Genomic DNA, 20,259 nt, shown 5'->3' on the forward strand with positions numbered 1-20,259 from the left:
GCCTGCATCCGTTGTGCCCAGCTCCCCGCCCCGTAATCCGCCCCGTCATCCGCTCCACTCCCCCATCCGGACCCACCCCACCCCGTGTGGCCATTCGGGTCACACCACCGCCACCCGAAAACGGGTCCGCCCCTCCCCCGCCGGGCCCTTACACTGGGCGCAGCGAAAGGCTTGGATGGGGACGAGTAGCGTCGTACGCAGCCATGAGCGACCCGGGGACGGTGAGAGCCCGGGGGCGAGCCCGATGTGAAGCATCACCCCGGAGCCGCCGGAAGAACGCCCGCGGGAGACCGCACGGTCAGTAGAACCGGCTTCGCGACCCCAATGAGGGGGCTCAGGACGCCCACGAGGCGTCCGGGGCCAAGGAGGGTGGTACCGCGGGAGCACAGCGCGCTCTCGTCCCTCCGACGGAATGAACCACAGTCCGCCGGAGGATTCGATGTCGCAGTACCGCCAGGTACCCGCCCAGGTCGACCTGCCCGCGCTCGAGCACGCCGTGCTCGATTTCTGGCGCGAGGCCAAGGTCTTCCAGAAGTCCCTTGAGCAGTCCGAGGGCCGCCCCGAGTGGGTCTTCTACGAGGGCCCGCCCACCGCCAACGGCATGCCCGGCGCGCACCACATCGAGGCCCGGGTCTTCAAGGACGTCTTCCCCCGCTTCCGCACCATGCGCGGCTACCACGTCGGCCGCAAGGCCGGCTGGGACTGCCACGGCCTGCCGGTCGAACTCGCCGTCGAGAAGGAGCTGGGCTTCTCCGGCAAGAAGGACATCGAGGCGTACGGCATCGCGGAGTTCAACGCCAAGTGCCGTGAGTCCGTGACCCGCCACACGGACGCGTTCGCCGAGCTCACCACCCGTATGGGCTACTGGACCGACCTCGACGACCCGTACCGGACGATGGACCCCGAGTACATCGAGTCGGTGTGGTGGTCGCTCAAGGAGATCTTCACCAAGGGCCTGCTGGTCCAGGACCACCGTGTCGCCCCCTGGTGCCCCCGCTGCGGCACCGGCCTGTCCGACCACGAGCTGGCGCAGGGGTACGAGACGGTCGTCGACCCGTCCGTCTTCGTCCGCTTCCCGCTGACCTCCGGGCCCCTCGCGGGCGAGGCCGCGCTCCTGGTCTGGACGACCACCCCCTGGACCCTGGTCTCCAACACGGCCGTCGCCGCCCACCCCGACGTCACCTATGTCGTCGCGACCGACGGCAGCGAGAAGCTGGTCGTCGCCGAGCCGCTGCTCGCCAAGGCCCTCGGCGAGGGCTGGGAGGCCACCGGCGAGACCTTCACCGGCGCCGAGATGGAGCGCTGGACGTACGAGCGCCCCTTCACGCTGGTCGACTTCCCGGAAGCCGCCCACTTCGTCGTCAACGCCGAGTACGTCACGACCGAGGACGGTACGGGTCTGGTCCACCAGTCGCCCGCCTTCGGTGAGGACGACCTCAAGGTCTGCCGCGCGTACGGTCTCCCGGTCGTGAACCCGGTCCGTCCGGACGGCACCTTCGAGGAGGACCTCGACCTGGTCGGCGGCCAGTTCTTCAAGAAGGCCGACGAGGCCCTGACGGCCGACCTCCAGGCACGTGGACGGCTCTTCAAGCACATCGCGTACGAGCACAGCTACCCGCACTGCTGGCGCTGCCACACGGCGCTGCTGTACTACGCCCAGCCGTCCTGGTACATCCGTACGACCGCCGTCAAGGACCGTCTCCTCGCGGAGAACGAGAAGACCAACTGGTTCCCGGAGTCGGTCAAGCACGGCCGCTTCGGCGACTGGCTCAACAACAACGTCGACTGGGCGCTCTCCCGCAACCGCTACTGGGGCACCCCGCTGCCCATCTGGCGCTGCCAGGACAACCACCTCACCTGCGTCGGCTCCCTCGCCGAGCTGACCGAGCTGACCGGCACGGACCAGTCGTCGCTGGATCCGCACCGCCCGTACATCGACGACGTCACCTTCCCCTGCCCGACCTGCCAGGAGACGGCGACCCGCGTCCCTGAGGTGATCGACGCCTGGTACGACTCGGGCTCGATGCCGTTCGCGCAGTGGGGCTACCCCTACCGCAACAAGGAGGTCTTCGAGAAGCGCTACCCGGCGCAGTTCATCTCGGAGGCCATTGACCAGACCCGCGGCTGGTTCTACACCCTCATGGCCGTCGGCACCCTGGTCTTCGACAAGTCGTCGTACGAGAACGTCGTCTGCCTCGGCCACATCCTCGCCGAGGACGGCCGCAAGATGTCCAAGCACCTGGGCAACATCCTCCAGCCGATCCCGCTCATGGACCAGCACGGCGCCGACGCGGTGCGCTGGTTCATGGCGGCCGGCGGCTCCCCGTGGGCGGCGCGCCGGGTGGGCCACGGCACCATCCAGGAAGTGGTCCGCAAGACCCTCCTCACGTACTGGAACACGGTCGCCTTCCAGGCGCTGTACGCCCGCACCGCCGGCTGGGCCCCGTCGGAGGCCGACCCCGCCGCCTGCGACCGCCCGGTCCTGGACCGCTGGCTGCTGTCCGAGCTGCACGCCCTCACCGACCAGGTCACGCAGTCCCTGGAGGCGTACGACACCCAGCGCGCAGGCAAGCTCCTGTCCGCCTTCGTCGACGACCTCTCCAACTGGTACGTACGCCGTTCCCGCCGCCGCTTCTGGCAGGGCGACAAGGCGGCGCTGCGCACCCTCCACGACGTGATCGAAACCATCACCCGCCTGATGGCCCCGCTGACGCCGTTCATCACGGAGCGGGTCTGGCAGGACCTGGTCGTTCCGGTGACCCCGCACGCACCCGAGTCGGTCCACCTCTCCACCTGGCCCGAGGCCGACCTCTCCGCGATCGACCCGACCCTCTCCTCCCAGATGGCCCTGGTCCGCCGCCTGGTCGAGCTGGGCCGGGCCACGCGCGCGGAGTCGGGTGTCAAGACCCGCCAGCCGCTCTCCCGCGCGCTGGTCGCCGCGCCGGGCTTCGACACGCTCTCCCCCGAGCTCCACGCCCAGATCACCGAGGAACTCAACGTCACCTCGCTCGCGTCCCTCTCCGAGGTGGGTGGCTCGCTGGTCGACACCACGGCCAAGGCGAACTTCCGCGCCCTGGGCAAGCGCTTCGGCAAGGGCGTCCAGGGCGTGGCCAAGGCGGTCGCCGCCGCCGACGCGGCCGCGCTGTCCCTGGCCCTGCGCAACGGCGAGGCCACGCTGGAGGTCAATGGCGAGACGATCACCCTGACCCCCGACGAGGTCATCATCACGGAGACCCCGCGCGAGGGCTGGTCGGTCGCCTCCGACGCGGGCGCGACGGTCGCCCTGGATTTGGAGATCACCCCGGAACTGCGCCGCGCGGGCCTGGCCCGTGACGCGATCCGCCTGATCCAGGAGGCCCGCAAGAACAGCGGCCTGGACGTCGCGGACCGTATCGCCCTGCGCTGGGAGTCCACCGATCCCGAGGTGAGCGCGGCCCTCACGGACCACGCGTCCCTGATCGCCGACGAGGTCCTGGCCACCGACTTCTCGTCCGCCGAGCCGGACGCCACGTACGGCGAACCGTTCACCGACGAGGGCCTCTCCCTCACCTTCCGCCTCCGCAAGGCGTAACCAAGCGCCAAGGCCCGGCCACACACCACGTGGCCGGGCCTTTCGCATCCCCACGGCCCGCACCCGGCGTACCACCCCGGCGGGGACGCAAAGGGCTGGGGCCCGGGACGTCACACGTCCCGGGCCCCAGCCCGACTGCCTACCGACGGCTACGCGCCATACACGCGACTACACGCGCGACGCCCGACCCGCCCCCGTCAGTTGTCGTCCTCGTCGATGAGGAAACCGCGCATCGGCGACGGAGCCTGCTGCATCGGCTGCGGCGCCTGCGGCCGCACCGGTGCCATCGGCTGCGTCATGGCCGGCGACATCTGCTGCTGGCTACCGTACGAGGGGCCGCCGCCCATCGACGGGCCGCCGCCCATGGTCTGGTTGCCGCCGTACGACGGGGCGCTCGCGCCCGCCGACGCCATCGACGGGGACGGCGGCAGCGACGCGGTCGCCGGCGTCCGCGGCGGGGCCAGCGAGTCGTCCGCCTGGGTCTCCAGCTGACGCAGCTGGCTCTCCAGGTAGGACTTCAGCCGCGTACGGTACTCCCGCTCGAAGCCCCGCAGGTCCTCGACCTTGCGCTCCAGCGTGGCGCGGGCCGACTCCAGCGAGCCCATCGCGACGCGGTGCTTCTCCTGCGCGTCCCGCTCAAGGGCGTCCGCCTTGGCGCGGGCGTCGCGCTCCAGGCCCTCGGCACGCGAACGGGCCTCGCCGACGATCTTGTTGGCCTCGGAACGGGCCTCCGCGATCGCCTGGTCGGCGGTCTGCTGGGCGAGGGAGAGGACACGCGCCGCGCTGTCGCCGCCCGGGCCCTGGCCCGGCTGCGGCATCTGCGGACCGTGACCGCCCATGGGGCCACCCATGGGACCGCCCTGCATCGGGCCACCCTGCATGGGCCCGCCCTGCATGGGGCCACCCATGGGGCCGCCCTGCATCTGGCCGGGGCCGTGCGGGCCCTGCTGACCACCGTGGCTGGGACCGGCCGGCAGCTGAGGCGCTCCACCGGGCAGTTGGGGCGGACCCATCTGCGGGGGCTGCTGCTGGACCGGCGGTCCCGATATCCCGGCGGGTACGGGGGCGCCGGGACCGACGGGACGGTCCTGCTGCTCCGGCGGCTTGCGCATGCCCTGCTGCTGCTGGTTCTGCGCGGCCGCGCGCGTGGCGGCGGCGAGCTTGGCGCGCAGGTCCTCGTTCTCGCGGAGCAGGCGCGTCAGTTCGGCTTCGACCTCGTCGAGGAAGGCATCGACCTCGTCCTCGTCATAGCCTTCTCGGAGGCGGACGGTCGTGAACTGCTTGTTCCGCACGTCCTCGGGGGTCAGCGGCATCTTTCCTTCACCTCTACGTAGTCGTCGGCAGTCGGCAGGACCGTATCGCTACACCCTCACACCCTCATCATGAAGCTGTTCACGATGGAGATGAGGATGTAGACGATGATCATCAGAACGAAGAAGGACAGGTCGAGTGCCACGCCCCCGAGACGCAACGGCGGGATGAACCGCCGCAGAAGCTTCAGTGGTGGATCGGTGACAGTGTAGGTGGCCTCCAGAACGACCACCATCGCCTTCCCGGGTTGCCATGAACGGGCGAACTGGAAGACGTAGTCCATGACCAGCCGGAAGATCAGGACGACGAGGAAGCACATCAGAGCGATGTAGACCACTTGTAGTGCGACGCCCATCCCGCGCTTCCCTCTCCCCTGGATCTCATGTCCTCCGGCCTTCCGGCCGGCCGTTCCCGGTGTCGTGCTCTCAGCTCTGGTTGAAGAATCCGCCCTCTGCGATGCGGGCCTTGTCCTCCGCCGTGACATCGACGTTAGCAGGCGACAACAGGAACACCTTCTGCGTCACTCGCTCAATGCTGCCATGCAGCCCGAAGACGAGACCGGCGGCAAAGTCGACAAGTCGCTTCGCGTCCGTGTCATCCATCTCGGTGAGATTCATGATCACAGGCGTGCCCTCGCGGAAGTGTTCCCCGATGGTACGGGCCTCGTTGTAGGTCCGCGGGTGCAGCGTGGTGATGCGGTAGGGCTCCCGCTCGGACACGACCTTGGGCATGATCACCGGTGCGTTCTTCTCCAGGCTCGGTCGTTCAGGTGTGATGGATGCCACGGGGGCGATTCGCGCCGGACGTCCGTTTTCGGCGGGAAGCGGAACGGGATCGCGCTGCACGGGCTGCTGGACGACGCGCACCGGCTCCTCGCGCTCCGCCTGGTGCGACACCTGGTGCGAGACCTGATGCGACACCTGGTGCGAAGCCTGGTGGGGAGGCTGGTGGCGGCGTCGGTCGCGCTCGGGCTCCGGCTCCAGTTCGGGTTCGAAGTCGTCATCGGGGTCGAAGCCCCGGCCGTCGTACCCATCGTCCTCCACGAGGCCGAGGTAGACCGCCATCTTGCGCATCGCGCCGGCCATTCTCTGAGTCCTCCGCTCTGTGGTGGATCGCCCTCACCATGATGGGCACAGCGTCACCAAGTGCCCGCGATCCACTAGGTCTGTCCGCTCTTTGGCGGAAATGACCATATTTTCTGCTGTGGTCCGACTTGCTTCGCGACGTTACCCGAGCCGGGGTCGGACTCCGAGTACCGCCGTACCGATGCGTACATGTGTCGCTCCGGCTGCCACGGCGTCCTCGAGGTCCGCGCTCATCCCTGCCGACACCATGTTCGCAGCCGGATGTGCCGCGCGCAGGCGGGATGAGAATTCCATCAGCCGATCGAATGCGGCCCGTTGGCGCCCCGCGTACGACCCGGTCAGCGGCGCGACGGTCATCAGTCCGTCGAGCCGCAGCCCGGGCGCGGCGCCCACCGCGTCCGCCAACTCCTCGATGCCCTCCGGCGAGACGCCACCCCGCCGGCCGCGCTCACCGGACTCCGCGTCGAGCGCGACCTGGATCAGGCATCCCAGTTCGCGCCCGGCGCGCACCGCCGCGTCCGACAGTGCGGTGACGAGCTTCAGCCGGTCGACCGAGTGCACGACATGTGCATAACTCGCCACAGAACGGACTTTATTGGTCTGTAGCTGACCGACGAAGTGCCACGTCAGGTCGAGATCCGCGCACGCGGCGGCCTTCGGTGCCGCGTCCTGGTCCCGGTTCTCGGCGACGTGCCGGACACCGAGCTCGTGCAGCAGCCGCACATCGCTCGCCGGGTAGGTCTTGGTGACCACGATCAGGGTCACGCCCTCCCGCGCGCGGCCGGCTGCCGCGCACGCGGCGGAGATGCGCTCCTCCACCCGGGCAAGGTTCTCGGCGAGTTGAGCCCTGCGGCCCGCCATGTCCGTCATCGCCCTATCCTCCCCCGACTTCCGGCCGGGAGGTGTTCTCAAGCCAGACATATCCGGCGAGCCGCCCGGTGGTGCGGTCGCGGCGGTACGAGTAGTGGTCACCCGATTCACGGGTGCAGAGCTCCGACGCGCGCCGGTCCCGCACCCCCAGCGCATCGAGCTGGGCGTGCACCCCGGCCGTGACGTCGACGGCCGGGGTGCCCCAGCTCGTCTCCGCCCAGGCCGCCGGCTCGACGGCCGCCACCTCGTCGCGCATGGCCGCCGGGACCTCGTAGCACCGGCCGCAGACGGCCGGCCCGGTGCGGGCGACGATCCGGGACGGCTCGGCGCCGAGGGTGATCATGGCCTCGACGGCGGCCGGCACCACACCGGCGACCATCCCCGGGCGGCCCGCGTGCACCGCGCCCGTCACGCCCGCGACCGGGTCGGCGAGCAGGACGGGCGTGCAGTCGGCGGTCAGCACCGCGAGCGGAAGACCGCGCCGCGCGGTGATCACCGCGTCCACGGCCGGGACGTCGTCCCCGGCCCAGGGGCCGTCGACCACGGCGACGTCCCGCCCGTGCACCTGGTTCATCCAGACGACCGTCGCGGGGTCGAGCCCGAGCGCCCCGGCGGCGAGCCGGCGGTTGGTCGTGACCGAACCGGGGTCGTCGCCGACCGCTCCGCCGAGGTTGAGCTCTTCGTACGGAACGGCGCTCACCCCGCCCCACCGGTCGGTGAAGGCGAAGTGCGCGCCGCTCACTGAGTCGTGCTGCCCTATCACTTCACAAGGTCACTTCAGGAAGTCCGGGACGTCCAGCTCTTCGGCGGAGGTGTCCGGGTAGGGGCGGGCCGGCGGGACCGCCGGAGGAGTGGCCGACAGGGAGCTGTCGTTCACCGCCGGGGCGGGTTCGGCCACCGGGACGGGCGACTCCTCGCGCACGGGCACCGTGCCCAGTCCGCTCACCGGGCGGGGGGGCTCGGTGGTGCGGGCGGGGGGCGCGGACTCCTCCCGCTTGCTCGATCCGGCGCTGAGGATGTTGTCCCGCCGGGCCGGCGGCTGGCCGCCGTCGAAGCCTGCCGCGATGACCGTGACCCGTACCTCGTCGCCCAGGGCGTCGTCGATGACGGCACCGAAGATGATGTTGGCCTCGGGGTGGGCGGCCTCGCTGACCAGCTGGGCGGCCTCGTTGATCTCGAACAGGCCGAGGTCCGAGCCACCGGAGATGGAGAGCAGCACACCGCGGGCGCCGTCGATGGACGCCTCCAGCAGCGGCGAGGAGATCGCCATCTCGGCGGCGGCCACCGCGCGGTCGTCGCCGCGCGCGGAACCGATGCCCATGAGCGCCGAACCCGCCTCGGACATGACCGACTTGACGTCGGCGAAGTCGAGGTTGATGAGGCCCGGGGTGGTGATGAGGTCGGTGATGCCCTGGACACCGGACAGCAGCACCTGGTCGGCGGACTTGAACGCGTCCAGCACGCTGACCTGACGGTCCGAGATGGACAGCAGCCGGTCGTTCGGGATGACGATGAGGGTGTCGACCTCTTCGCGGAGCTCGGCGATGCCGTCCTCCGCCTGGTTGGCGCGGCGCCGGCCCTCGAAGGTGAACGGCCGGGTGACCACACCGATCGTCAGGGCGCCCAGCGAGCGCGCGATGTTGGCGACGACGGGAGCGCCGCCGGTGCCGGTGCCGCCACCTTCGCCGGCGGTGACGAAGACCATGTCGGCCCCCTTGAGGACCTCCTCGATCTCCTCACGGTGGTCCTCTGCCGCCTTGCGACCGACTGCCGGGTTGGCTCCGGCCCCGAGGCCGCGGGTCAGTTCACGACCGACGTCGAGCTTGACGTCGGCGTCGCTCATCAACAGAGCTTGCGCGTCCGTGTTGATGGCGATGAACTCGACGCCCTTGAGACCGACCTCGATCATTCGGTTGATGGCATTGACACCACCGCCGCCGACACCGATGACCTTGATGACTGCGAGGTAGTTCTGCGGTGCTGCCACGTCGAAGGCCTCTCGCCTCGAGTTACGTGTCGCCGCTTCGCGGTGGTTGTCGCGCCGCGACGACGGATGCCGATGGGACGGTCCGAAACGCCGACCCAAACCCTAACGTTGAAGTTTAGGGTTACCAGTGTCTGTGTTCGCTGGACTCTTCCGAACAGGACACTAAGTCGACAAGTGGCGCACGTTCAACGAACACGCCGAACCTCCCGTTTTTCTTTTCACCCTATGTGATCACCCATAGCGCTGACCAACCAGGGTGCTGGCCAGCGCATATGTGCGTCAACTCCGCGACGCCGCCGGGGCGGTGGGAGCACTCACGTCGAAGTGCCCCGCTTTGGGCGCCGCTTTCATCAGTGCGGTCAGCGCACGGGCTTTCGCACCGCCGTCCTCACCGCTGCCCCACACCACGGTCCGGCCGTCGGTCAGCTCCAGGGTGATGGAGTCGTACGAGCGGACATGGAGGACCTTGGTGTCCTTGGCGACCTGTGCCGGGAGGTCGCCCGCGACCCGGACCGCCGCCACGGTCAGCCGTTCCGCGCCGAAGCGGCGCAGACTGGGCGACTGACCTACCGTCAAGTGCAGCAGGGGTACGCCCTGGGGAGCCCGGGCCCGGTCAACCGTGGCGAAACGCACACCTTTCGCGTCCACCTCGATGAACTTTCCGCCCTTTTCCACCAGCAGGACCGGCGTGCGCTCGACCACGTCGACAGTAATTCCGTTCGGCCATGAACGGACGACGTCCACCGAGTCGATCCGGGGCAATTTCTGCCGGAGCCGGTTCTCGATGTCGCCCGTGTCGACCGAGATGACGGGGCCGCCGACCGGCACCGCCGCGACCGCCTTGACCTCCGCGGGCGTCAGCACCCGCGTACCGGAGGTCGTGACGTGCTCGACCCTCAGCCACGCGGAGCCGTACAGGGCCCACGCCACCGAGGCGAGGAGCACCAGCGCGGTGGCGATCAGCAGCACGGCCCGGGGGCCGGGCAGCGGCCGGCGGCCACCGCGCGGCCCAGGACCCGAGGGCCGGGCCGGCGATGGGCCTCCCTGCTTGCGGGTGCCCCGCTCGGCGGTCGTCGTCGGTCCGGCCATGCTCCCTGCCTTCTCACGCCCTGTGGCGCGCCCTGGAGGTCACGCGGACGGCGCCCGCGGCGTCGCGGTCCCTATCCGCGCGACTTCCCCATCGCCTCGTAGACCATGCCGACGAGCAGGTCGTCGGCGTCCCGGCGGCCGAACTCGGCGGCGGCGCGGGACATCTCGTACAGCCGGTGCGGGTCGGCGAGCACCGGTAGCACATTGCCCTGGACCCACTCGGGCGTCAGCTCGGCGTCGTCGACCAGCAGGCCGCCGCCGGCCTTGACCACCGGCTGGGCGTTGAGCCGCTGCTCGCCGTTGCCGATCGGCAGCGGTACGTATGCGGCGGGGAGCCCGACGGCGGAGAGTTCGGCGACGGTCATCGCGCCCGCGCGGCAGAGCATCATGTCGGCCGCGGCGTACGCGAGATCCATCCGGTCCACGTACGGTACCGGGATGTAGGGCGGCATCCCGGGCATGTTGTCCACCTGCGGCAGTTCGTTCTTCGGGCCGACCGCGTGCAGGATCTGGATGCCGGAGCGCTGGAGGACCGGGGCGATCTGCTGGATCACCTCGTTCAGCCGGCGGGCGCCCTGCGAGCCGCCCGAGACCAGCAGCGTGGGCAGGTTCGGGTCCAGGCCGAACGCGGCGCGCGCCTCGGGGCGCACCCGGGCGCGGTCCAGGGTGGCGATGGTGTGCCGCAGCGGGATGCCGATGTAGCGGGCGCCGCGCAGCTTGCTGTCGGGCGTGGCGACGGCGACCCCGGCCGCGTACCGCGAACCGATCTTGTTGGCGAGGCCCGGACGGGCGTTCGCCTCGTGGACGACGATGGGCACGCCGAGCCGCTTGGCGGCCAGGTAGCCGGGCAGCGCCACGTAGCCGCCGAAGCCGACGACGCAGTCGGCCTTGGTCCGCTCCAGGATCTGCTCGGCCGCCTTGATCGTGCCGCGCAGCCGCCCGGGGACGGTGATCAGCTCGGGTGTGGGTTTGCGCGGCAGCGGGACGGCGGGGATGAGCGCCAGCTCGTAGCCCCGCTCGGGTACGAGGCGGGTCTCCAGCCCCCGTTCCGTGCCGAGGGCCGTGATCCCCACGGTCGGGTCCTGCCTGCGCAGGGCGTCCGCGAGGGCGAGCGCGGGCTCGATGTGGCCGGCGGTCCCCCCACCGGCGAGTACGACATGCACCGAAATTCACCGCTCTCCGGACGGACGCTTCTTGACGCGCCGTCGCATCGACTTCCAACTCACCCCGGCCCTTTTACCAAACGCGGGCTGCCGCATGGCGAGGGCCGCTTTCGCGGCGGGCTCCTCTCGCGCGAAGGCGATCAGCAACCCGACGGCGAACATGGTCGGCAGCAGGGCGGACCCTCCGTAGGAGAACAGCGGGAGAGGGACACCTGCGATCGGCAGCAGACCGAGCACCGCACCGATGTTGACCACGGCCTGGGCCGTGATCCAGGTGGTCACGCCTCCCGCGGCGTACCTCACGAAGGGGTCCTCCGTGCGTCCGGCCACGCGGATACCCGCATAGCCTAGAGCCGCGAACAGGGCGAGCACCGACAGCGTCCCCGCCAGCCCCAGTTCCTCCCCGGTGATGGCGAAGATGAAGTCGGTGTGCGGTTCCGGGAGTTGGCCCCATTTTTCCACACTGGCACCGAGCCCGGAACCGAACCATCCGCCCGACGCCAGAGCATAGATCCCGTGCACGGCCTGCCAGCAGGAGTCCCCGGGGCCGGGGTCGGTGGCCCCGATGCAGGCGAGCCGCGCCATCCGGTTGTCGCTGGTCCTGATGAGTATCACGCCGATCGCGGCCGCCACGGTCAGGACGCCGACGAACATCCTGGTCGGGGCCCCGGCCAGCCACAGCAGGCCGAAGAGGATCGCCGCGAGGATGATCGCCGTCCCCATGTCGCCGCCGAGCATGATCAGCCCGAGCAGCAGGAACGCGACCGGGACGAGCGGCACCAGCATGTGCTTCCACTGGGTCAGCAGCCGTTTGTCCTGCTTGCGGGCGAGCAGGTCCGCGCCCCACAGGATGAGCGCCAGCTTGCCGAACTCGCTGGGCTGGAGCTGGAACGGGCCGCCCAGATAGATCCAGTTCTGGTTGCCGTTGACGGAGTGTCCTATCCCGGGGATCTGGACGAGCACCATCAGGAAGATCGTGCCGACGAGCAGCGGGTAGGCCAGCGCCCGGTGCAGCTTGGCCGGGACCCGCGAGGCGAACAGCAGCAGTCCGGTGCCGATGGCGGCGGCCAGGAACTGCTTGCGGAAGAAGTACGTGTCGGACAGCGACAGCTCCAGCGCCTTGATCTGCGAGGCGGAGTAGACCATCACCAGGCCCAGGACCGTGATCAGCAGGCTGGCGCCCAGGATGACGTAGTAGGCGGTCAGAGGGCGGTCCCAGGCCCGGCGCGCCCGCTCGTACAGCCCCCGCGCCCCGCTGCCGCGCGGCGGCCGGGGAAAGGTGGCCCCGCGGATCCGGCCGCCCCCGCGGGCGACGGGCGGGCGCCGCAGCCCCGCGGTGCGGCCGCGCAGGGCGAGACCCATGGCGCGGACGCGAAAAGCGGCGCCCAGGGTCCGGCCTTCGGAGGCGGGGCCCATGGTCGGGGCCTTCAAGGCGGCCACCATGGGCGTCCCGTTCGAGGCGGCGCCCATGGTGGGGCCGTTCGAGGCGGCGCCCATGGTGGGGCCGTTCAAGGCGAGACCCGCGCGGTGCGGTGCGTACGCGGCGTCATCGGCCGGCATGGTCGCTGTCCCCTCCAGTCGTGCCCGGCGCGGCCGGACCGGTGGCTGTCAGGCGCGCTCGGCGGCGAGGGCGCGGACCGCGTCCGCGAACGCCTCGCCCCGCTTGTTGTAGTTGGCGAACATGTCCATCGAGGCGCAGGCCGGGGCGAGCAGAACCGTGTCCCCGGGCTGGGCGAGCCGTGCCGCTTCCTGGACCGCCGCCGGCATCGCCCCAGTGTCGGTCCGGTCCAGGTCGACGACCGGTACCTCGGGGGCGTGTCGCGCGAGGGCTTCGCGGATCAGGGCGCGGTCGGCGCCGATGAGGACGACGCCGCGCAGCCGCTTCGCCGACTTGCTGACCAGCTCGTCGAAGGTGGCCCCCTTGGCGAGGCCGCCGGCGATCCAGACGATCGGGTCGTACGCGGCGAGCGAGGCCTGCGCGGCGTGCGTGTTGGTGGCCTTGGAGTCGTCGATGTACTGGACGCCCGCCACCTCCTCGACGTGCTCGATGCGGTGGGCGTCGGGGCGGAAGGCGCGCAGTCCGTCGCGTACGGCCTTCGGCTCGACACCGAAGGCGCGGGCGAGGGCGGCGGCGGCGAGCGCGTTGGCGATGTTGTGCGGGGCCGGGGGGGTGACGTCGGAGATCTGGGCGAGCTCCTGGGCCTGCTTCTGCCGGTTCTCGACGAAGGCCCGGTCCACCAGGAGGTCGTCCACGATTCCCAGCTGGGAGGGGCCCGGCGTGCCGAGGGTGAAGCCGATCGCGCGGCAGCCCTCCTCGACGTCCGCCTCGCGCACCAGCTCCTCGGTGGCCTTGTCCTCCACGTTGTAGACGCAGGCGACCTGGTTGCCCTCGTAGATGCGGCCCTTGTCCGCGGCGTACGCCTGCATGGAGCCGTGCCAGTCGAGGTGGTCGGGGGCCAGGTTCAGGACGGCGGCGGAGTGGGCGCGCAGGGAGGGCGCCCAGTGGAGCTGGTAGCTGGACAGCTCGACGGCGAGGACGTCGTACCGCTCCTCGCCGAGGACGGCGTCGAGGAGCGAGACGCCGATGTTGCCGACGGCCGCCGTCCGCAGGCCCGCGGCCTGGAGGATGGAGGCCAGCATCCGTACGGTGGTGGTCTTGCCGTTGGTGCCGGTGACCGCCAGCCAGGGCGCGGCGTCGGGGCCGCGCAGGCGCCACGCCAGCTCGACGTCGCCCCAGACCTCGACCCCGGCCTTCGCGGCGGCGGCGAACAGGGGTTTGTCCGGCTGCCAGCCGGGCGTGGTGACGACCAGTTCGGTGCCCTCCGGCAGGGGGCTGCGTCCCATAGCGGCTCCGCCGCGGGCATCGCCGAGGCGGACGGTGATGCCCTCCGCCTCCAGCTGCTCCGCCTGCGCGCGGGAGCGCTCGTCGTCGCCGTCGTTGACGACCGTGACGTGCGCGCCCAGGCCGTGCAGGACGCGGGCGGCGGGGATGCCGCTCACGCCCAGACCGGCGACGGTGACGTTCTTGCCCTGCCAGGAGGTACTCACTTTTCGGCTGCCCATCCCGCGTAGAAGAGGCCCAGTCCCACGATGACGCACATGCCCTGGATGATCCAGAAACGGACCACCACCAGGACTTCCGACCAGCCCTTGAGTTCGAAGTGGTGCTGGAGCGGCGCCATCCGGAAGACCCGCTTCCCGGTCAGCCGGAAGGAGCCGACCTGGATGACCACGGAGAGGGTGATGAGGACGAACAGACCGCCCAGGAGGGCCAGCAGCAGCTCCGTACGGGAGCAGATGGCCAGGCCCGCCAGCGCGCCGCCGAGGGCCAGCGAGCCGGTGTCACCCATGAAGATCTTGGCGGGCGAGGTGTTCCACCACAGGAAGCCGAAGCAGGCGCCCATCAGCGCGGAGGCGACGACGGCGAGGTCGAGCGGGTCGCGCACCTCGAAACAGGCGTTGGGGTTGGTCAGGGTCGTGGCGTTGGCACACGACTCCTGGAACTGCCACAGCCCGATGAAGGTGTACGCGCCGAAGACCATCACCGAGGCGCCGGTGGCGAGGCCGTCGAGACCGTCGGTCAGGTTCACGCCGTTCGACATGGCCAGGATCATGAACAGCGCCCAGACCACGAACAGCACGGGCCCGATGGACCAGCCGAAGTCGGTGATGAAGGAGAGTTTGGTGGAGGCCGGGGTCTGGCCACGGCTGTCGGCGAACTGCAGTGACAGCACCGCGAAGGCGATACCGACGATCAGCTGGCCCGCCATCTTGGCCTTCGCCCGCAGACCCAGCGAGCGCTGCTTGACGATCTTGATGTAGTCGTCGAGGAAGCCGACGAGGCCCATGCCCGCCATCAGGAACAGCACCAGCACACCCGAGTACGTCGGGTCCTCGCCGGTGATGACCTTGGCGAGGGCGTACGCGATGAGGGTGGCGAGGATGAAGGAGATACCGCCCATGGTGGGCGTGCCCTTCTTGCTGCCATGCGTGCGCGGGCCGTCGTCCCGGATGAACTGCCCGTATCCCTTGCGGGCCAGGAGCTTGATCAGCAGCGGCGTACCGATCAGGGTCAGGAAGAGCCCGATGGCCCCCGCGAAGAGGATCTGCCTCATCGGCCGGCAACCTCGCCCTCGGTGGAGGTGTCGAGCAGTGCCTGGGCGACCCGCTCGAGCCCGACCGACCTGGATGCCTTCACCAGCACGACGTCTCCCGGGCGCAGCTCACTGCGCAACAGGTCGATCGCCGCCTGCGCGTCGGACACGTGCACCGACTCCTCACCCCACGAACCCTCGTTATATGCGCCCAGTTGCAGCCAGGACGCTTCCCTGCCCCCGACTGCGACGAGCTTGCTGACGTTGAGCCGGACGGCGAGCCGTCCGACCGCGTCGTGCTCGGCGAGCGCCTCGTCGCCCAGCTCGGCCATCTGACCGAGCACCGCCCACGTACGGCCCCCCTTGGCCTGTGCGGCCTTGCCCATGGCCGCGAGCGCGCGCAGGGCGGCTCGCATGGACTCGGGGTTCGCGTTGTAGGCGTCGTTGACGATCGTCACACCGTCCGGACGCTCGGTGACCTCCATGCGCCAGCGGGAGAGGGTGCCCGCCTCGGAGAGCGCGGTGGCGATCTCGTCGACGGACATGCCCAGCTCATGGGCGACGGCGGCCGCGGCGAGCGCGTTCGACACGTGGTGCTCACCGTACAGGCGCAAGGTCACGTCACTGCACCCGGTGGGTGTGTGAAGCCTGAAAGAGGGCTGTCCGCTCCCGGTGAGACGGACATTCTCGGCACGTACGTGGGCCTCGTCGGCCTCCCCGAAGAGGATCACGCGCGCGTGGGTGCGCTTTTCCATGGCCCTCACGAGTGGGTCGTCCGCGTTCAGCACGGCCACGCCGCCCTGTTCGGCCGGGGGCAGCGCCTCGACCAGTTCGCCCTTGGCCTGGGCGATCTGCTCGCGGCCGCCGAACTCGCCGATGTGGGCGCTGCCCACGTTCAGGACGAGGCCGATCGACGGCGGGGTCAGCTCGGTGAGGTAGCGGATGTGGCCGATTCCGCGCGCTCCCATCTCCAGGACCAGGTGCTCGGTGTCCTGGGTGGCGCGCAGCGCGGTGAGCGGCAGGCCGATCTCGTTGTTGAGGGAGCCGGGCGTCCACACGGTGGGCGCCTTGCGCTGGAGTACCTGGGCGATCAGGTCCTTGGTGCTGGTCTTGCCGGCCGAGCCGGTCAGCGCGACGACCTTCGTGCCGAGACGGCCGACGACCGCGCGGGCGAGTGCGCCCAGCGCGCTCTGGACGTCGTCCACGACGATGGCGGGCACGCCGACCGGGCGGGTGGCCAGCACGGCCGCCGCGCCCGCGTCCATGGCGCGCCGCGCGTAGTCGTGGCCGTCGACGTTCTCGCCGGCGAAGGCGGCGAAGAGAGCGCCGGGCTCGACCTGGCGGGAGTCGATGACGACGGGTCCGGTGACCAGTACGGCTGGATCCGGTATGTCGTACGACTGCCCGCCGACGATTTCGGCGATCTCGGCGAGGGAGAGGGCGATCACTACTTCATCCCTGACTGTTCTCGGATCGATTGGCGCGCTCCACCGGGCGCTCCGTGCCTGCGTATCGCGCAGCGATGGCTTCGCGAAGGACCTGGCGGTCGTCGAAGGGGCGCACGACGCCGGCGATGTCCTGGCCCTGCTCGTGGCCCTTGCCGGCGACCAGCACGGTGTCGCCGGGCTGGGCGCGCGCCACGGCGGCGGCGATGGCGGCGGCCCGGTCCTCGTACACGACGACCTCGCCGCGCTCGTGGATCGGCACCTCGGCGGCGCCCGCGAGCATCGCGGCGAGGATCGCGAGCGGGTCCTCGGAGCGGGGGTTGTCGGAGGTCAGTACGGCGGTGTCGGCGAGGCGGGCCGCGGTGGCGCCCATCGGGCCGCGCTTGGTGACGTCCCGGTCGCCGCCGCAGCCCAGCACGATGTGCAGCCTGCCCTCGGTGACCTTGCGCAGGGAGCGCAGGACCGATTCGACAGCGTCCGTCTTGTGGGCGTAGTCCACGACGGCCAGGTAGGGCTGCCCGGCGTCGACGCGCTCCAGCCTGCCCGGTACGCCGGGTACGGCGGCCACGCCGTCGGCGGCGGTCTGCGGGTCGATCCCGGCCACCGCGAGGGTGACGACGGCGGCCAGGGCGTTGGCCACGTTGAACGGGCCGGGCAGCGGGGCCCTCGCGTCGATCCGCTCGCCCTTGGGGCCGCGGATGGTGAACGTGGACCCATGGGCGCCGATTTCGACGTCCTCGGCGTGCCAGTCGGCGTCCGGATGGCCTTCGGCGGAGAAGGTGACCACGGGGACGGAGGCCTCTGTGACCAGCCTCCTTCCGTACTCGTCGTCGAAGTTCACCACGCCCTGCCGGGAGCGGCGCGGCGTGAACAGCTGCGCCTTGGCCTGGAAGTAGTCCTCCATGCCGGAGTGGAACTCCATGTGCTCCGGGCTGAGGTTGTTGAAGACGGCGACGTCGAAGACGCAGCCGTCGACCCGGCCGAGCACGAGGGCGTGGCTGGAGACCTCCATGGCGACCGATTCGACGCCGCGCTCGCGCATCACCGCGAACAGTGCCTGGAGATCGGTGGCCTCGGGGGTGGTCCGTTCGGACTTGAGGCGCTCGTCACCGATGCGGGTCTCGACCGTGCCGATCAGCCCCGTGCGGTGGCCGGCGGCCCGCAGGCCGCCTTCCACGAGGTAGGCCGTGGTGGTCTTGCCGGAGGTACCGGTGATCCCGATCTGGAGCAGGTCGCTGCCGGGCCGGCCGTAGATCTCGGCGGCGAGCTCGCCCATCCGGCCGCGCGGGTCCTCGGTGACCAGGACCGGCAGGCCGGTCGCGGCGGCGCGTTCGGCGCCGGAGGGGTCGGTGAGGATCGCGACGGCGCCGAGGTCCGCGGCCTGGCCGGCGAAGTCGGCGCCGTGGGCGCGGGCGCCCGGGAGGGCGGCGTACACGTCACCGGGGCGCACAGCCCGCGAGTCGTGGGTGATCCCGGTCACCTCGCCGGTCGGTTGCGGCTGCGCTCCCAGGTGGGCGGCCAGCTCGCCCAGGGGTGTGGGGCGGACCTGGGCCGGTCGGGGCGCTCCCGGGTGTTTCACGGGGGCGTCCTTCTGGGCGGTTCGGGACTGATCAGCGTGTGGCACGGCGGTGAGCGTACCGGGCGCACCCGTGATCGGGCTAAATGAGGGCGCCTGGGCCGCGTGGCCGCCGGAACGGTTCCCGGGGTCGGGGGTGATCGTTGTCACTGGGGGCTCCCGCCGGCTCACTGGCCGGGCTTGAACGTGACCGGCATCCGCGGGGGTTGTTTGCCGGTCGGTGCGACTTGCAGGGTCTTGAGGGCGAATTCCATGACCTTCTTGTAGATCGGTCCGCAGATCTGGCCGCCGAAGTAGCTGCCGCGGGTGGGGTTCTGGATGGCGCAGTAGACGGTGATCCGCGGGTCGTCGGCGGGCGCGAAGCCCGCGAAGGAGGCGGTGTAGCCCTTGTACCGGCCGAGTTCGGGGTCGACCCGGTTGGCGGTTCCGGTCTTGCCGGCGACGCGGTAGCCGGGGATGGCGGCCTTGGTGCCGGTGCCCTCCTCGTCGTCGACCACCGACTCCAGCATGGCGGCGAGGGTCTTGGCGGTCTTCTCGCTGACGACCCGGGTCTTCTTGGGGGCGGGGGCCGGGGTGAAGCGGCCGTCCGGCCCCCTGGTGCCGCGCACCAGGGTCGGCTCGACGCGTACGCCGCCGTTGGCGATCGTGGAGTACACCGATGCCGCCTGCATGGCGTTGATGGACAGGCCCTGCCCGAAGGGGATCGTGTACTGCTGCGAGGTGGACCAGTCCTTGGGCTTGGCGAGGATTCCGGCGGTCTCGCCGGGGTAGCCGAGGCCGCTGGGGCTGCCGATGCCGAACTTGCGCAGGTACGAGTGGAGGACCTGGTTGGCCTTGGCCTGGGTGGGACCGAGCTGGCCGGTGGCCAGGATGGTGCCGATGTTGCTGGACTTGGCGAGGACGCCGTTGAGCGTCAGGTACCAGGTCGGGTGGTCGATGTCGTCCTTGAACAGCCGGTCGCCCCGGTGCAGCCGGTTGGGCACGACGACATGGGTGGCCGGCGTGGCGACCCCTTCCTCCAGGACGGCGGCCATCGACATGACCTTGGCCGTGGAGCCCGGTTCGTAGGCGTCCTGGAGGGCGGCGTTGCCCATGGCCGTGGCGTTGGCCTGGGAGAGGTCGTTGGGGTCGAAGCCGGGGGCGTTGGCCATGGCGAGGACCTCACCGGTCCGGGCGTTCTGCACTATCACGTAGCCGCGGTCGGCGTTGGATTCGGTGACCTGCTGGGTGATGGCCCGCTGGGCGGCCCACTGGATGTCGCGGTCGATGGTCAGCTCGATGTCGGAGCCGGGGACGGCCGGGGTCTCGCGGGCGCCCACGGTCGGCACCCGACGGCCGCCGGACTGGGCGTACTTGATCTTGCCGTCCTTGCCGGCGAGCTCGTTGTCGAGCATGGACTCCAGGCCGCCTCCGCCGCGGCCGTCGGCGTTGACGTACCCCAGTATCCCGGCGGCGAGGGTGCCGTTGGGGTACACGCGTTTGCTGCTGGGCTCGTTGAAGATGCCGGCGAGCACGCTCACGCCGGTGCCGCCGTTGGTCCTCTCGGTGCGGGCCTTCTCGGCGAAGACGTTTTTCAGGTCCTTGATCTGGTTCCAGACCTGGGGTGTCTGCCGGCGGGCCAGCAGCGCGTAGCGGGAATTGGGCGCCTTGAGCTTCCTGAGCAGTTCGGCGGGGTTCTTGCCGAGGATGGGCGCGAGGAGGGCGGCGGCCTGCTCCGGGGCGTCGGGGGCCTTGCTCTCCTCGGGCGTGAACATCTTCGGATCGGCGGTGATGTCGTACGCGTCGACGCTCGTGGCCAGGGCGATCCCGGCGCGGTCGGTGATCTCGCCGCGCTCGGCGGACAGCGTGTACTCCTGGTACCGGTTCTTCTCGGCCTTGGCGGCGTACGCGTCGGCGTCGACGGCCTGTACCTGGAGCAGCCGTACGACGAACGCCAGCATCACGAGCGTCAGCCCCAGGCTGACCAGCCGCAGCCGTGGGCGCGGGCTGCCGAGCCGGATGGTGCGGGGCTTGGCGGGCGGCCGGGCGGCCGGCCGGTGGAGGCGGCGGGCGGCGGGGCGGCCGGGCC

15 protein-coding genes are annotated in these 20,259 nt (G+C 70.7%); 1 reads left to right on the top strand and 14 read right to left on the bottom strand.

Going from position 1 to position 20,259, the window contains the following annotated elements; translation table 11 throughout:
• Positions 1–412 precede the first annotated feature (412 nt).
• Positions 413–3,571: an isoleucine--tRNA ligase gene (ileS, locus tag QWM81_RS24295; protein WP_435372441.1), complete on the top strand. Its 3,159-nt coding sequence runs from the start codon at positions 413–415 to the stop codon at positions 3,569–3,571.
• Between the two features lie 197 nt (positions 3,572–3,768).
• On the opposite strand, the gene QWM81_RS24300 is transcribed toward ileS, so the two are convergent.
• The 14 genes from QWM81_RS24300 to QWM81_RS24365 all read right to left on the bottom strand — a co-directional run.
• Complete coding sequence (locus tag QWM81_RS24300; protein ID WP_290114460.1) at positions 3,769–4,884, bottom strand: DivIVA domain-containing protein; 1,116 nt, start codon at positions 4,882–4,884, stop codon at positions 3,769–3,771.
• 56 nt (positions 4,885–4,940) lie between these two features.
• Complete coding sequence (locus QWM81_RS24305; RefSeq protein ID WP_290114461.1) at positions 4,941–5,237, bottom strand: YggT family protein; 297 nt, start codon at positions 5,235–5,237, stop codon at positions 4,941–4,943.
• Positions 5,238–5,307: 70 nt separating this feature from the next.
• Positions 5,308–5,967 (bottom strand): cell division protein SepF, encoded by a 660-nt coding sequence (locus QWM81_RS24310; RefSeq protein ID WP_290114462.1) that lies wholly within the window; start codon positions 5,965–5,967, stop codon positions 5,308–5,310.
• 141 nt (positions 5,968–6,108) lie between these two features.
• Positions 6,109–6,828: a YggS family pyridoxal phosphate-dependent enzyme gene (locus QWM81_RS24315; protein ID WP_290114476.1), complete on the bottom strand. Its 720-nt coding sequence runs from the start codon at positions 6,826–6,828 to the stop codon at positions 6,109–6,111.
• 13 nt (positions 6,829–6,841) lie between these two features.
• Positions 6,842–7,600, bottom strand: coding sequence for a peptidoglycan editing factor PgeF (gene pgeF, locus QWM81_RS24320; RefSeq protein ID WP_290114463.1), 759 nt, complete (start codon positions 7,598–7,600; stop codon positions 6,842–6,844).
• Between the two features lie 9 nt (positions 7,601–7,609).
• Positions 7,610–8,824, bottom strand: a complete 1,215-nt coding sequence (gene ftsZ, locus QWM81_RS24325) for a cell division protein FtsZ (RefSeq protein WP_290114464.1) — start codon at positions 8,822–8,824, stop codon at positions 7,610–7,612.
• Between the two features lie 279 nt (positions 8,825–9,103).
• Positions 9,104–9,913: a cell division protein FtsQ/DivIB gene (locus QWM81_RS24330; protein WP_290114465.1), complete on the bottom strand. Its 810-nt coding sequence runs from the start codon at positions 9,911–9,913 to the stop codon at positions 9,104–9,106.
• Positions 9,914–9,984: 71 nt separating this feature from the next.
• On the bottom strand, positions 9,985–11,076 hold the full coding sequence (murG, locus tag QWM81_RS24335) for an undecaprenyldiphospho-muramoylpentapeptide beta-N-acetylglucosaminyltransferase (protein ID WP_290114466.1): 1,092 nt from the start codon (positions 11,074–11,076) through the stop codon (positions 9,985–9,987).
• 6 nt (positions 11,077–11,082) lie between these two features.
• Complete coding sequence (gene ftsW, locus QWM81_RS24340; RefSeq protein ID WP_290114477.1) at positions 11,083–12,438, bottom strand: putative lipid II flippase FtsW; 1,356 nt, start codon at positions 12,436–12,438, stop codon at positions 11,083–11,085.
• 246 nt (positions 12,439–12,684) lie between these two features.
• Positions 12,685–14,139: a UDP-N-acetylmuramoyl-L-alanine--D-glutamate ligase gene (gene murD / locus QWM81_RS24345; RefSeq protein ID WP_290114467.1), complete on the bottom strand. Its 1,455-nt coding sequence runs from the start codon at positions 14,137–14,139 to the stop codon at positions 12,685–12,687.
• The gene (mraY, locus tag QWM81_RS24350) at positions 14,121–15,191 is read right to left on the bottom strand and encodes a phospho-N-acetylmuramoyl-pentapeptide-transferase (protein WP_290114468.1); all 1,071 of its coding nucleotides are present in this window, start codon (positions 15,189–15,191) and stop codon (positions 14,121–14,123) included. The genes murD and mraY overlap by 19 nt, the downstream gene beginning before the upstream one ends.
• A complete protein-coding gene (locus QWM81_RS24355) occupies positions 15,188–16,618 on the bottom strand; it encodes a UDP-N-acetylmuramoyl-tripeptide--D-alanyl-D-alanine ligase (RefSeq protein ID WP_290114469.1) in 1,431 nt (476 codons plus the stop codon). The genes mraY and QWM81_RS24355 overlap by 4 nt, the downstream gene beginning before the upstream one ends.
• A gap of 4 nt (positions 16,619–16,622) precedes the next feature.
• Positions 16,623–18,341 carry a UDP-N-acetylmuramoyl-L-alanyl-D-glutamate--2,6-diaminopimelate ligase gene (locus QWM81_RS24360; RefSeq protein WP_290114470.1) on the bottom strand — a complete coding sequence of 573 codons (1,719 nt, stop codon included), beginning with the start codon at positions 18,339–18,341 and terminating at the stop codon, positions 16,623–16,625.
• A 17-nt stretch (positions 18,342–18,358) separates the two neighbouring features.
• A partial coding sequence (locus QWM81_RS24365; RefSeq protein WP_290114471.1) for a peptidoglycan D,D-transpeptidase FtsI family protein occupies positions 18,359–20,259 on the bottom strand: 1,901 nt, incomplete at its 5' end.

The sequence above is a fragment of the Streptomyces ficellus genome (assembly GCF_030406405.1).
GTDB lineage: Bacteria > Actinomycetota > Actinomycetes > Streptomycetales > Streptomycetaceae > Streptomyces > Streptomyces ficellus_B.

Excerpts from the sequence above, each read along its gene's own strand:
- ileS (WP_435372441.1), top strand. The coding sequence starts at position 413 with ATGAACCACAGTCCGCCGGAGGATTCGATGTCGCAGTACCGCCAGGTA.
- QWM81_RS24300 (WP_290114460.1), bottom strand. The coding sequence starts at position 4,884 with ATGCCGCTGACCCCCGAGGACGTGCGGAACAAGCAGTTCACGACCGTC.
- QWM81_RS24305 (WP_290114461.1), bottom strand. The coding sequence starts at position 5,237 with ATGGGCGTCGCACTACAAGTGGTCTACATCGCTCTGATGTGCTTCCTC.
- QWM81_RS24310 (WP_290114462.1), bottom strand. The coding sequence starts at position 5,967 with ATGGCCGGCGCGATGCGCAAGATGGCGGTCTACCTCGGCCTCGTGGAG.
- QWM81_RS24315 (WP_290114476.1), bottom strand. The coding sequence starts at position 6,828 with ATGGCGGGCCGCAGGGCTCAACTCGCCGAGAACCTTGCCCGGGTGGAG.
- QWM81_RS24330 (WP_290114465.1), bottom strand. The coding sequence starts at position 9,913 with ATGGCCGGACCGACGACGACCGCCGAGCGGGGCACCCGCAAGCAGGGA.
- ftsW (WP_290114477.1), bottom strand. The coding sequence starts at position 12,438 with ATGGGTCTCGCCCTGCGCGGCCGCACCGCGGGGCTGCGGCGCCCGCCC.
- murD (WP_290114467.1), bottom strand. The coding sequence starts at position 14,139 with ATGGGCAGCCGAAAAGTGAGTACCTCCTGGCAGGGCAAGAACGTCACC.
- mraY (WP_290114468.1), bottom strand. The coding sequence starts at position 15,191 with ATGAGGCAGATCCTCTTCGCGGGGGCCATCGGGCTCTTCCTGACCCTG.